The sequence below is a fragment of the Peribacillus sp. TH14 genome (assembly GCF_016651145.1).
GTDB lineage: Bacteria > Bacillota > Bacilli > Bacillales > DSM-1321 > Peribacillus > Peribacillus butanolivorans.
In genome coordinates, this window is record NZ_JAEKEK010000001.1 from 4,719,469 (window position 1) to 4,733,241 (window position 13,773).

General features: G+C 39.3%; 12 protein-coding genes. 10 read left to right on the forward strand and 2 right to left on the reverse strand.

Annotation, left to right across the window (positions count from 1 at the left end; all coding sequences use genetic code 11):
* Window positions 1-90: 90 nt before the first annotated feature.
* Together JFU50_RS22920 and JFU50_RS22925 are read left to right on the forward strand one after the other, a co-directional pair.
* The gene (locus JFU50_RS22920) at window positions 91-1,449 is read left to right on the forward strand and encodes a LysM peptidoglycan-binding domain-containing protein (protein ID WP_242489081.1); all 1,359 of its coding nucleotides are present in this window, start codon (window positions 91-93) and stop codon (window positions 1,447-1,449) included.
* A 150-nt stretch (window positions 1,450-1,599) separates the two neighbouring features.
* Window positions 1,600-1,845: an AbrB/MazE/SpoVT family DNA-binding domain-containing protein gene (locus JFU50_RS22925; protein WP_201224277.1), complete on the forward strand. Its 246-nt coding sequence runs from the start codon at window positions 1,600-1,602 to the stop codon at window positions 1,843-1,845.
* Window positions 1,846-2,161: 316 nt separating this feature from the next.
* Here JFU50_RS22925 and JFU50_RS22930 read toward each other — a convergent pair whose 3' ends face one another.
* Window positions 2,162-3,994, reverse strand: coding sequence for a sigma 54-interacting transcriptional regulator (locus JFU50_RS22930; protein ID WP_201224286.1), 1,833 nt, complete (start codon window positions 3,992-3,994; stop codon window positions 2,162-2,164).
* Window positions 3,995-4,187: 193 nt separating this feature from the next.
* On the opposite strand from JFU50_RS22930, the gene JFU50_RS22935 reads away from it, so the two are divergent.
* The 8 genes from JFU50_RS22935 (at window position 4,188) to JFU50_RS22970 (ending at window position 12,619) form a co-directional block, all read left to right on the forward strand.
* Window positions 4,188-4,391 carry a hypothetical protein gene (locus tag JFU50_RS22935; protein ID WP_201185033.1) on the forward strand — a complete coding sequence of 68 codons (204 nt, stop codon included), beginning with the start codon at window positions 4,188-4,190 and terminating at the stop codon, window positions 4,389-4,391.
* An 85-nt stretch (window positions 4,392-4,476) separates the two neighbouring features.
* Window positions 4,477-5,889 carry a purine-cytosine permease family protein gene (locus JFU50_RS22940; RefSeq protein WP_201185032.1) on the forward strand — a complete coding sequence of 471 codons (1,413 nt, stop codon included), beginning with the start codon at window positions 4,477-4,479 and terminating at the stop codon, window positions 5,887-5,889.
* A 47-nt stretch (window positions 5,890-5,936) separates the two neighbouring features.
* Window positions 5,937-6,926 (forward strand): heme-dependent oxidative N-demethylase family protein, encoded by a 990-nt coding sequence (locus tag JFU50_RS22945; RefSeq protein ID WP_201185031.1) that lies wholly within the window; start codon window positions 5,937-5,939, stop codon window positions 6,924-6,926.
* Window positions 6,927-6,939: 13 nt separating this feature from the next.
* A complete protein-coding gene (locus tag JFU50_RS22950; RefSeq protein WP_201185029.1) occupies window positions 6,940-7,461 on the forward strand; it encodes a hypothetical protein in 522 nt (173 codons plus the stop codon).
* Between the two features lie 5 nt (window positions 7,462-7,466).
* Complete coding sequence (locus JFU50_RS22955) at window positions 7,467-8,432, forward strand: PDR/VanB family oxidoreductase (protein WP_242486031.1); 966 nt, start codon at window positions 7,467-7,469, stop codon at window positions 8,430-8,432.
* 52 nt (window positions 8,433-8,484) lie between these two features.
* Window positions 8,485-9,978, forward strand: coding sequence for an aldehyde dehydrogenase family protein (locus JFU50_RS22960; RefSeq protein WP_201224289.1), 1,494 nt, complete (start codon window positions 8,485-8,487; stop codon window positions 9,976-9,978).
* 958 nt (window positions 9,979-10,936) lie between these two features.
* Window positions 10,937-11,563 (forward strand): fumarylacetoacetate hydrolase family protein, encoded by a 627-nt coding sequence (locus JFU50_RS22965; protein ID WP_201224291.1) that lies wholly within the window; start codon window positions 10,937-10,939, stop codon window positions 11,561-11,563.
* 96 nt (window positions 11,564-11,659) lie between these two features.
* Window positions 11,660-12,619 carry a D-2-hydroxyacid dehydrogenase gene (locus JFU50_RS22970; RefSeq protein WP_201224293.1) on the forward strand — a complete coding sequence of 320 codons (960 nt, stop codon included), beginning with the start codon at window positions 11,660-11,662 and terminating at the stop codon, window positions 12,617-12,619.
* A gap of 929 nt (window positions 12,620-13,548) precedes the next feature.
* On the opposite strand, the gene JFU50_RS22975 is transcribed toward JFU50_RS22970, so the two are convergent.
* Complete coding sequence (locus JFU50_RS22975; protein ID WP_201224300.1) at window positions 13,549-13,773, reverse strand: YjcZ family sporulation protein; 225 nt, start codon at window positions 13,771-13,773, stop codon at window positions 13,549-13,551.

Consider the following 13,773-nt stretch of genomic DNA (forward strand, 5'->3'; position numbering starts at 1 on the left):
AAAGCATCAAGTAATACACTTTACATAGGTTCTGTTAAAGCGGGTACTACAAAGGTTTATAGTTCTCCTAAACTAGGTTCCACTATACTAATGACCTTAAAAAAAGGTGAGGAGTTTCCCATCATTTCTTCTGTCGTTGGAGATTCTACGAAGCCTATTATACATAAAGTAAAGACTGGAAACACATTATGGAAAGTAGCAAATCAATATGGAGTTTCAGTAAGTGAGTTACAGAAAGAAAACAAATTAACCTCTTCCGAAATTAATGTTGGCCAAAACCTGAAGATTCCCCAAAAGTATAATATCCATAAGGTTGTATCAGGAGATACATTGTGGAAGATTTCTACTAAATATGAGGTAACCACAAGTGATTTGACGAAATTAAATAACTTACGAACAGTTACCCTTAAAGTTGGTCAAAAATTGAAGATTCCCGATTATTACTACCAGGTTCAACTGCTTGATGGTAAAAAGGGATGGATAAAGAAATCTCTACTTCAAAAAAAGAAGCAAAGCCTTATCGTCATGGGCTGGAAACATAATGGATCGAAAGAAAACTACACCCAACAACTTAAACACCCCAATTTAAATGTAGTATCTCCTCGTTCCTATACGCTGAAGGATTCCGGTAATTTCGTTTCCGTTTCTGTCGATACAAAATACGTTCAATACGCTCATAACCAAGGAAAACAAGTTTGGCAACTTATCGGTAATAAATTTGACCCTGTTTTAACTGGTTCTATACTAGGCAGTACAAAAAAACGTCAAAAATTAGTTTCAGCTTTACGTGATTCACTTGTTAAAACTAAAAGTGATGGAATAAATGTAGATTTTGAAAACATCGATCCAAAAAATAAGAAGGACTTTGTACTTTTCATAGGCGAACTAAAAAAGGCCCTAAAACCTCATGGTATTAAACTATCGGTGGATGTCACTCGAGAAAATGACGACCCTTTTTGGTCAAAAAGTCTAGATAGGAAAGAACTTGGCAAAATAGCAGACTATATAATCATAATGGGTTATGACGAGCATTGGGGAGGGAGCCCAGTAGCCGGGTCCGTTTCCTCGTTACCTTGGATCAAAGAAGGAACTAAGCTTTTAATGAAAGAAGTACCTGCTCATAAGATAATATTGGCTGTACCATTTTATACGAGAGAATGGGTAACCGATCTATCGACCAATAAAGTGAAAAGTCATGACCGTACCATGGCTGAGGTCAACAAAATCATTTCATCTCATGGACTTAAAAAGGTATGGGATAAAAAGACATCACAAAATTACGTGGAGTATACTTCCAAAGGGAAAAAGCATCAAATATGGATAGAAGATAAAAAATCGATGAAGCTTCGGCTTGATCTGGTAAAACAAAATCATCTAGGCGGTGTATCTGCTTGGTACATTGGATCAGAAACACCTGACATTTGGGATGTATTTCATTTTAATCAATAGTGTAACAGAAAAACCTTCGGATAATGGAGGCTGTTCAGCTTGTAGAATACGGTCCTTTTTAGGGTCTAAATCTGCAAGCTTTTTTTGTGTAATTAAAAATAACAAATTACAGATAAAAGTAGTATAAACAATTTGAAGGAGGAATGAATAATGGCCATTAGGAAATTAACTAAAGTCGCCAATAGTTTGGGTATTACGTTTCCAGTTGAAATGTTGAAAACTGCAAATTTAGCTTTTGGAGACGAATTAGAGGTTGAGTTTAAGGGTGAAGAAATCATTTTAAGGAAAAATAAAAATGTGAAATTACCTAAAGGTGTAGATGTAGAATTTATGGAAATATTTTCAAACGTTATTAAAGGACATGACGAAGCATTTAAGGGATTGGTGGATAGATAATATGACGTTGGATAATTATCTATTTTTCCACTAATCAAATTATTGCTATCGATGCCATTCAATAAAAGTTTATGCTCCTACTGAATCAATCGGAGTAAAAGATCCCGGTCTCCTTGATTCTGCAGTGAGCAGACCCAGACAAACTGTTAAGACCTCTCTTAATTTCCTTTATAACCTTAATATTGTATATGTAATGTTAATAACGAAAAAGCTGACTACAAAAGCCCGGTCAAGACGGCTCCTTTAATCAGCTTTTCTTTTTTCACTATAGCATATAACCAGTTTGAATTAATCCCGACATGACTGTATCCTGAAATCAAACATGTATATTGAGTTGCTTACGGAGTCGTTGCATTTCAGAATTAAAATAGGCTTTACTGTAATCACATCCGACAATAGCAACGATATTGCCGTCATCATCAATAATTGGCGCAAAGCTTGTTTTCCACTCACCGTACCTGTCTTCGTATATGGGAGTAACACCCGCTTTACCATTAAACGCCTGGTAAGCGACATTAACCATTTCCGGGGGACCAATATATTCTTCCCCCGGTTCAATTACAAAGCCTTTGTCTGCAACGAGGTGAATCAGACGTCCATCCTCCGTCATGATAAATATAAAGACCCATTCAATTACGCCTTCCTTTTCTTGAATCATGGTAAGCTTTTGTTTTAATTTCTGGGAATAGGAAGTTTGCCGGTTCATATTTTTTTGTAGACTGATAACCTCTTCAGCTGGAATGATAGCTGCGGTTACAGCGGCAACGGAACGAAGCCGTTGATTTATTTGTTCTTCCAAAATTGCCCGTTTATTCACTGGTGAAAAGCGTGCCTCTTCAATTTTATTACGTAATTTTTTATATTTCCTACTCATCGTCGGCTGGCTGACTTCCAATACCTTTGCCGCTAGTTTTAATGATTTGTATTGTTCCATTGCCATGTTGATCAGTTGTTCCTCCACAAGTTCGACTGCTTCTTGCAAAGGCATTAGAAAATCGATAACAGGTAGTGAAGTGGGTTTGGGCCCTTTAAAAGGGAGGACCTCTTTAACCAAAGCAACATCCACTTCCGGTATTCCGCTTGTAATCACAAGCCTCTCAACTGTATTTTCAAGTTCCCGCACGTTACCGGGCCATTGATAGATACATAGCAAGTCGATTGCATCCGGGGTGAAGGCTACATTTCGATAGTACAGTGTATTGTACTTTTGTAAAAAAAATTGAACCAGGTGAGGGATTTCATCTACACGATTCCTAAGCGGCGGAAGATGGATAGGTACGACATGAAGACGATAATATAAGTCTTCTCGAAATTCACCTTTTTTCACCATTTTTTCGAGCGATTTATTTGTTGCGGCAATCACTTGAATATCAACAGGGTGTGAGGTTGTACTTCCTATTGGTGTGACCACGCGTTCCTGAAGGACGCGAAGCAGTTTTACCTGTACGTTAAGCGGTAACTCGCCCACTTCATCCAAGAATAAGATACCCTTATGGGCCAGTGTGAATTTCCCTTTGGCGCCGTCTTTCCGTGCGCTGGTAAAAGCCCCTTCTACATAGCCAAACAGTTCGCTTTCAATCAGGTTTTCCGGGATGGCGCCGCAATTGACAGGTATAAATGGACCGTCGCTTCTGTTACCCATATTATGTATGGCCCTGGCGGCTATTTCCTTTCCTACACCGGATTCCCCCAATAAAAGGACTGTTGCGCTGACATCACAAACCATTTGCATTTTATGAAGAACATCAAGCATGGGTTTACTGCGGATCACAAATGGAAAAGATGGCTTCTTTGATTCCAACAAAGGCCCCGATTGCCTCATTGATGTATCTGGATAAGAGTCTTTAATTTCTTTGTAGGCCCAGACCCATGCCCCAGATTCAATCGGGTACGCCGTCATCAGCATCTCTGGCCCCTGCCATGAGGGCTGCATGAAAGATCTTTTTTCATTTTTGCCCATTACCTCTTCTGCCAAGCTTGTAGAAAATAAATCTTGTTCAACATCCTTGATGGAACCACCGACATTAGCGGATTTGACTGTATGGAATAATGAATTCCCTGTTCCAATCGATTTCAGTATGGTGCCATTATTATCTGTCACAATAAGCTGATCGTAAATAGACAAGAGTGCAGAGGTGAAGTGATCCATTTATGTCTACCTGCCTTTCATTAAACTTCATAGTTTTATATTACAGAAATTTCACAATTGTTCAATAGTTTCAAAAATGAATATTCTTCCTATTGAAAACCCTGTAAGCATAGTGTTTCTGATTGGCATGGTAATTGCTATAAAGTAAAGAGAAGGGACTAAAATGCATGCTTGCAAAGGAGGGAGAACTATTTTGAATAAAGAGAATCAGTTTCAACAGAATATCAATTCTGAAGATCCCTTTATTAAAAACCTATATTCAGATTTGAATGAGCGGATCAATGCGTATGAGCAGGAAGATGCCGTGAAAATCGACAAAATGAAATGGAAGGATGCGACAGGTTCTATTTTTTTCATGATTTTAATCATCGTTTACCTCATCTATTCACTTGTTTAAAGTAGTTTTGTTTAGATCACCCAAAACAATAACAGCCTTATTTACAAGCAATACAATCATTATTTTATAGTTGGGAGAGAAGCGTGTGAGTAAAGAGAATTCCTCCATTTCAAAGGATGTGGCCTTTGGCTTTTTACCGGCAAGTAAAAATGACCGGATTTTTAATCTTCGGGATTTAATTTTAGTTCAGGTTGTTATTGGCCTCTCATCTTTTGGGCTGTTAACTGGTGGATACACAGGTACAATGCTTGATGCGAAGCAGTCACTCGCAGCGATTTTATTCGGTAACGCCTTCCCTATGCTGTTGATTGTTCCCATTACCCTTTATTTTGCGCGTTATGGCATAGACACTTTTGTAGGGTTTCGAAGTTCACTAGGGTATCTAGGATCCAATATCTTTTTCTTTGTTTTTCTTATTTTAACTCTCGGCTACATTTCCATTGCGCTTTTTATGTCTGGACAGGCTTTAGCAGAGGCTGCTAATTGGATGGGGATGCCCGCCATTTTCTCAAGCCAAGCAACGGGAGCGCCGTTTTTCTCGATTTTACTCTTTATCTGTGCATTTCTTGTAACGGTGAGGGGACCGGTAGCGATTCAAAAATATACCGCAGTAGCCGTTCCAGTTTTTATGGTTCTCATGTTTGGCCTTCTCGCAATAGTCTTGTTTGGACAGGGATTCACGAAAGTTGCCAATATACTTCCTTCTGAACCGTTTGAAATGACTTCTCGATCATTCGCGACAGCCCTGGAATTAAATATCGGTCTCGGGTTTTCATGGCTTCCGTACCTTGGTCAATACAGCCGTTTATCTAAAACAGAAGGAGGCGCATTTAAAGCAGGATTCTACAGCTTTGGAATCATCGTCTGTATCGCTGCATTAGTCGGGGCCCTTGCTGCATTAGTCGCTGGATCACTTAATCCTTCTGACTGGATGTTTTCAATTGCAGGAAGTTGGGGCGGATTCATCGGCTTGATTTTACTTTCGGTAGGGAATGTCGGTGCAGCCATTTTCCTTATGTACTCACAAGCTGTCAGCTTTAAAACTGTATTCCCGAAAAAGTCATGGATGATTGCGATGGGTACAACGGTACCGACTATATTCCTACTTCTAAGCTCAACGTTCTACGATGCATTTGGTTCATTCATTGCTGTCATTTCTTTTATTATGGCTGTTCTTGGCGGCATTGTCGTTGCAGATTACTTTTTTGTAAAGCGCCAACGCATTTCGATAAGGGATTTGTATGACACGCAAGGCTCTTATACCTATTGGAAAGGCATTAACCCGTCGGCCGTTCTCACGGTGGTCATAGGAACGATCGTTTACTGGGCACTCTATAATCCATTGACTTTTGAAGCAAGTGACTTTTTCCTTTATACGGCTGCCGGAATTCCAACATACTTTGTCGCTTTAGTCACCTATTATGTTTCATCTAAATACATTTTCCGTTTTGAAGTTGACATGGAGCGTCCATCCGTTGAATTAAAGGAAGCTAAATAGAAAAAAACGCACTTTAAAGAATCTAGGGAACGAGAGGAGATTGTTCAATGTTTACACAAAGTTTAGATTTCAAAACAACTGATTTAGATACATTCCCATTTCCATTCACTTCAGGTAACTATCGTTATTCAAACGACTTGAAAAGACTCTCAAACATTAACTGTATTGAAGTTACACCAGAATACAAACTCCAAGTGGAAACGAAGCGTCGTCTCCTTCAAGAACAGCCGCATATAAGGTTTCAATCTTTTTCACACACATTAGAAATGCAATGGGAAGTATTGGAAATGCTAATCGACATGGCAACTGATCGCTATCCGGAGCATTTCGAGGTCATTAAAGATGGAGACAACTGGACCTTCAAGAACCACATTTTCGGGGAATCCGATTCATTTGTGTATGGCGATGCCAGCACACTTCCAAATGAGCCGCTTGATTATATAGGCCGCCATTTCCACAATGATTTTGTTTTAATGGTTCATCGCGATAGTAATTTCTATTTGGAAGTGGGGCAGGTTTCATACGCCGCACTCTTCTCGGCTAACTGGAATAAAGGCATGTCTTTCGATGAAATCCATGCACCTGTTCCATTTGTATCGCGGAAAGGTGATGAACTGGCAGATCGCGTTCGTAAGTTTTTATTATCCATCGAGCCAGGAAAGCCATGGACACGCATCAACTGGAACCTGATGGCGAACCGTTGGGATGTCAACTATGAAACGATGGATGTGTGGGAGCCGCAGCGTTCTGAGATAACACCAGAAAATGCAGGAAAGCTGGTTCGTTTGCGTGTTGAAGAACAAAAATTTTATCGCATGCCACGAAGCAATGCCATTCTATTCGTATTGAACACACAGTTCCTGCCACTTGAAGATTTGACATTGCGCAAGGAGTGGTTTGATCTGACATATAGCGTGCTGCAGGATATTCCAGAACCTATGGCAGAATACAAAGGGATCGCCCCGTTTCTTCCGCAATCAGTCGAATATTTGAGACGCATTGATGAAGAACAAAAAGCAAAAATAAACAATAAGTAGGAGGAAGAGGGCCTTGTACAATAGTCCAGTATTGTTTGATAAATCTGTTACGATCGTAAATCAATTTACTCCTCGGAATGAACGAAGAAAGTTTGTCGTCATTTCAGATCAAGCCGGATACGAAAAGGCTAAGAGTTTCACTTCTGAAATCGCAGGTACAGTGCCTGTCGAATATCTTTCTATTAACGGAATGCAAGATAAAGAGGAGATTAAGAGATTCATCTTGTCACAAAAGATGGGCACCCAATTTTATATTGCGGCTGCATGGAACAATGCCGTTATGGTCTTCTCGCTGGGGGTAGAAGCTGGTCTATCTGAAGCTGAGATCCAGACGGTGATTATCGGGCCTAAACGACGTTACGTATATTGCATGAAATGTTTCGAAGTGTCGGAAGTCGAAGAAGAAGCAGAGATTGCAGAATGTGACCATTGCAGAGCCAGTCTTGAAATAGGTCCTTTTTATTCAATCGTACGGGAAGGCTATATTGGTTACCCATTCATCCCAATCGGAAAAGAAGAAGAAGTAGGGAGCTGAACATCATGCGGGTAGTAGGAAATATTCAAATGAAAGTAAATAAGATCATTCAAGAAACTCCATTCGTGAAACAGTTCGAGTTAATTCCAGTTGATGGAAAACCGTTGCCTGCATTTACAGGCGGTGCGCATTTGACCACTTTCATGCCGGCCGGGGATACGATTTTCGAGAGAGAATATTCCCTTATCAGCAACCCAAGGGACCGTAAAAAATATGCAATTTCCATTCGGCGTGATGAGACGTCACGCGGAGGTTCTGCTTTCTGGCATGAACATGTAAAGGTAGATTCCAGGTTGGAAGTCAGTTTCCCTAAAAACAACTTCCCTCTCAGCTTTCGAGCTAAGCATCATGCTTTTTATGCAGCTGGAATTGGCATCACCCCATTTCTGGCAATGATGGAAGACATGGCTGCCGATGGGCAAACCTTCGAACTCCATTATGCAGCACGCACACCGGAATTATGTCCTTTTTATGATCTGCTGAAAGCCAAATATCCTGATCAATGTACCTTTTATTTTTCGAAGGCAGAAGACAAACGCAGAATGTTGCCAGAGACGATGATGGATCATCGCATTGGCACACATGTATATTTTTGCGGACCACTCGAGATGGTACAAGAGTATCGAAAAGCTGCCAGTTCATATGGTTATCCGGAACACGCGATCCACTTCGAATTATTTGCGACAAAAAATGATGGGCCGCAAGAACCTTTCATTGTCGACCTTACAGACAGCGATCGGTCCATTCACGTTCATGAAGGTGAAACACTGCTTGATGCGCTTTTAAGGGAAGGAATTGATGCACCTTATTCTTGTAAAGTGGGCGGGTGCGGAAGTTGTGAGATAGATGTTGCAGAAGGTGAAGTGGATCACCGGGATAACTTCCTTAGCGAAGAAAACCGTCAAACACGCAAGTCAATCCTGACTTGCTGCTCACGTGCGAAGGACGACAGACTTGTCTTAAAACTTTAACGATTCCGTACAGGTAAAATTTAAAAAATAATGAAAACCGGAGGCATAAAACATGACAATTTTAGAAACGGCAGTTTTAGAGCTTAAAAATTACATCGACGGTAAGTGGCAGACCTCATCTTCATATGAAGTAATCCCGGTAATTAATCCTGCAACACAGGAAGTCATTGCAAGGGCTCCGCGTGCTACCAAGGAAGATACAGAAAATGCAATCTCAGTAGCGAAAGCAGCTTTTGAAAGTGGAATCTGGTCAGGTCTAACAGCACAGGAGCGTGCTTCCTACCTATATAAAATTGCGGATAAAATTGATGAACGTGCGGAAGAGTTAACGATTCTTGAAACAATGGACAACGGGAAACTTAAAGCAGAGGCGGGCTTCGATATTGCCGATGCCGCCGCGTGTTTCCGTTACTACGCTGGCTTAATCCTTCATCCAGAAGGTGAAACTTACCAAGTTCCCGGTCCCGTGCAAGCGATGGTTGTTCGTGAGCCAGTAGGTGTAGCCGGTTTGATTGTACCTTGGAATTTCCCTCTTTTAATGAGTGTCTGGAAAATCGCACCCGCCCTTGCGGCAGGTAACACCATTGTATATAAACCGGCTGAATTGACACCTGTAACAGCAATGAAATTATTTGAAATCCTAGAGGAAGTAGGTATCCCTAAAGGTGTGGCTAATATGGTGATGGGCCGCGGCACTGTTGTCGGTCAGACCATTGCAGAAAGTAAGGATGTTGACATTGTTTCATTTACAGGAAGTACGGATGTTGGCCGCTCTATCATGAAAGCGGCCGCGGGCAACTTAAAGAAAATTTCCCTTGAGCTTGGCGGTAAATCGCCTAACATCGTTTTTGCAGATGCAGATTTAGAGACAGCCGTCGATTACGGATTATTTGGCATCTTCTTCGGTGCCGGTCAAGTATGTTCATCAGGTAGCCGAATTCTAGTTGAAGAAAGTATTTATGATGAATATGTAAAACGCTATGTGGAACGCGCAAATAAAATCAAAGTTGGACCTGGCCTTGCAGAAGACAGTAATATGGGGGCAATTGTCAGCGAAGCGCAAATGAATAGCATTTTGAACTATATTGAAATCGGGAAACAGGAAGGTGCGACACTTGCAGCAGGCGGTTACCGTCTTGTTGATGAGGGCCTTGACAAAGGATTCTTCATTGCACCGACTGTCTTCACCGATGTAACACCTGACATGCGCATCGTACAAGAGGAAATCTTTGGTCCAGTTGTTGTCATCCAAAAGTTTAAAGATGAAGAAGAAGCTATTAAACTTGCAAATGATACAGACTACGGTCTTGCAGGCGGCGTTTTCTCTAACGATGGGGCTAAAGGACTTCGTGTGATCAAGAAAGTACGGGCAGGCATTACATGGGTAAATGATTATCATCCCACATATGTCGAGGCGCCATGGGGCGGTTACAAACAGAGCGGGATTGGACGCAGTTTAGGAAAATACGGCTTAGACGAATACCAAGAAATTAAACAAATCAACATTAATCTCGATGTAAAGCCGGTCGGCTGGTTTCCAAATTAAGTATATATAATTTGAGAAGTAGCAATCAATTTAATCAAATCAAAAAACCTAATCCAAATACGGATTAGGTTTTTTTCAAATTGTCGATAAACCTTTTAAAGCCCTCAAAAAGGAAGTTAAAGATGTTCTTAATATTTCTTAATCTTATTAATAACTGAGGGCAACTATATGTATTTTAGATCCAGTTTAAAATCATACATAAGCTTATTAAGAAGATAATTATTCCACAAACGGGCCTGAAGATCAGAGCTGTCTTTAAGGCATTAACTTCTTTATATAACTATCGGGGCAGGATAGTTCGACAATCTATTGGGATTTCATGGTAATTCACGTTAAGGGAGGAGGATGAGAGATGACATACGCAGTAATTATTTTAGTAATTGGAATAATAATAGCTATTTTTCTAAGTATCAAGAAACCAAATAAATCGAAGTACAGCATTTGTTGGATAACTATAATGTTCCCTTTTCTTTTTATAGCTGGGGTAGTCCTTTTTTGGATAGGCGATTGATAAAAGAAATCTAAACAATTTATTTCTTCAATTAAAGGGGCAGTTTTCCTGTTATGAATGAAAATGAGATTTGAACACAAAAAGACCTCTTGATATGATGGAAGTGTCCCAAAGCTCGCCAGCGAAACGGATAAATACATCAAAACCAGGAGGCCAAATATGAAGTATAACCAAAATAAAAAAATCTCTTAAATTACTTCTTAAACACTTTTTGTCGGTGTCGGTATCGCAAAATTCAAACATGTAGCCAGAGCTCAAGACTTTAACAATGCATGTCTTCTATTCGCTTATTCGTAGTCTTTACACATAATTATTAGATTTTTTTGTGTGTTACAATAAAGACATTGGCATACACTGTCTCTTATTTTCTAACGAGAAACTTAGATAAAGAGTAACATTTTAGAATTAAAAGCTACAACACTACATTTATAGAAAGGGGAAAAGAACATGAATGAGATTAGAAATATTTATTGCGTTGGTCGAAACTACGTAGCACATGCAAAGGAATTAAATAATGAGGTACCTACTTCCCCATTTCTATTTTCTAAGCCTACCCATGCCTACATGGAAGCAAATGGTCAAGAGATTTACCTGCCTGGCAATCGTGGTTCTGTCCATTTTGAAACTGAACTTGTCATAAAGATTGGAAGACAACATGAAGTAGGCATGAAGGTAGATGAAGTGATAGAAAGTATGGGGATTGGGATCGATTTTACTTTACGAGAAGTTCAAAGTGAACTTAAGAAAAAGGGGCATCCATGGTTACTTGCAAAAGGGTTCCCTAATTCGGCTATTGTGAGTGAATTCGTTGCTTTTCCAGGAATAGAAGAAATAAAAAAAGTAGATTTCATGCTAATTAAAAATGGGGAGAAGGTTCAGCAAGGAAATATTAAAAATATGATTTTTGATTTGCAGACAATCGTGGATTTCACGGCCCTACACTTTGGATTGGGTGAAGGTGACATAATCTTTACGGGAACACCTGAAGGAGTTGGACCAGTTTTAGACGGAGATCATTTATCATTGGTATGGGATAATAAAGTTCTCGGTGAATGTTGTATTAAATTAGCTTAATTCAGTTTTCTTATATTTTTAACTATTAAATTTATCATAATATGAGATTCTAGATCTCGCTGTGTGGCGTATTTGTATTTAAAAAGGAGCGATTTAATGAGTATAATCCAACCTAATATTCTTGTCTTTAGCCCTATGCAAACAGATGTTGAGACTTATGCTGAAAGTATTCGCAATGATGGGTTTATGTCAGTAAAGACAGCTACAACTTTGGATGAAGTTGAAAAATATTTACCTGGTACTGAAGTTATTTTGGGATGGAACTTCCCCACACATCTACTAAGTAAACCAATTGCCTCATCTGTCCGCTGGTTTCAGTCAATGGGAGCCGGAGTCAATGATTTAATTGAAGACAAATCTATACCTGAGAGCATTATATTAACCCGAATTGTCAACCAATTTGGTACTTATATTTCTGAATATGTATTTTCGTTTCTCTTGTACATAGTGAAAGACAATCCCCGTATGAGACAATCACAAATGGAACGGAGATGGGATCCTTTCATTTCTGAAACTCTGAAAGGGAAAACAATCGGAGTAGCCGGACTCGGATCGATTGGTGCCGAAATTGTACGTAAAGCTCGAGTGTTTGATATGAATGTACATGGATTAAGCTTTAGCGGAAAACAAGCATCATTAGTGGACTGTCACTTTACTCCAAATCAATTGAGTGAATTTGTAAAAGATCTAGATTATTTGGTCCTAACCCTTCCTTTAACGGATTCCACACATCATATTATGACTAGGGACCTCCTTTTAGCAATGAAACCAAAAGCTTGTCTTATCAATGTTGGCCGTGGATTATTAATTGATGAAGAGAATTTAATATCTGTTATGCAATCAGGACATCTTCAGACAGCCATCCTTGATGTTTTTGAGACAGAACCGTTAACTAAAGACCATGTCTTCTGGACAATGCCGAATGTATATGTCACTTCTCATCTGTCAGGACCGAGTACTATTGAAGGCGTAAGCAGTTTTTTTATTGGAAATTTAAAGCGATTTTTAAGTGAACAGCCGTTACATGGATTGGTAGATCGGAAACGAGGATATTAACTAGAAGCATGAATAAACCGCTTTGAATCAATTCATTCAAAACGGTTTATTCATGTCGTCTATTATCTCTTCAGATTTTCCTTTTGTTAAACAACCGTTGAGAAAGACTTCTAGGACAAAGTTAAAAACTTCACTTGCTTTGAATTCACTACCATAGAAATAATTAGACTCAAATGGGCTAATTTTTGTTAGCAGTTATACTGTACGCAAAGCATTATTCGACAATAAAAATGATAAATTTCCGTACGCTAAGGCAGTTCCATAAAGGCACTTTGATTTTGAAATGCCTTTTAGAACTAATTTCCATACTAAATTCAGTTTATCTTGAACAGTACCATAAACGAACGTTATTGGTACTTTGTTGTTATTCCAAGAATTCAACGCTTAGCGTACATTTTAGCCAAAAAGATGGTGGGACCCCTTATAGAAGTTTGGTCAACATTACCAACGTCTGTCTACTTTTTAGTAGAACGGCATTTACTTTACCATTGCTTTATTGTTTACTAGACAATTGAGCAGCTATATTTTGTTGAGAGCCATTCCTGTCCCTTAAAACATTAGGGGGATGGCTTTTTTATTTGTGCGAAACAATAATTACTGACGATTATAGACCTCTTAAAATCTTTATTAAAAAAGGATTTTTTCGTTTTCTAATTTTTCAATCTACATGTAGACGAGTAGATTTGTAGACTAATCTACATCTTCAGACACTATTTTTCCTATCTGACAATTTCTAAAAAATTTTTTCATCGGCCTAATCTACATTCTTGATTCATCGCTTCATGAACATCTAGTAAGGGCGATTTTACCTTTTCTCGTAGGTACGCATCTTTAATCGCTTTTCCCCAGACGAACAATTCCGGCCAATAGTAGCCAGATCTTCAACTTAGGCCTCCGCTAGTAAAAATACGAAGCAATCAATTAATACTTCAAAATCTGGACGGAATTAGCTTCCGATATAGATGGAAACGAGCAGTTACCGATTTACTGCTTAGTAAACGAAGCCTTTGTCCAACTTCAATTTTTTTCATACTATTTTTAACAACAGGCTCCATATCCGTAATCGCCGCCGCATCCACCAACAAAGCTAGCTCCAAGATGATTAAGAGTATAAACAAAACGATTATAAAGGCGAAACCCCCACCTCTGTTCAT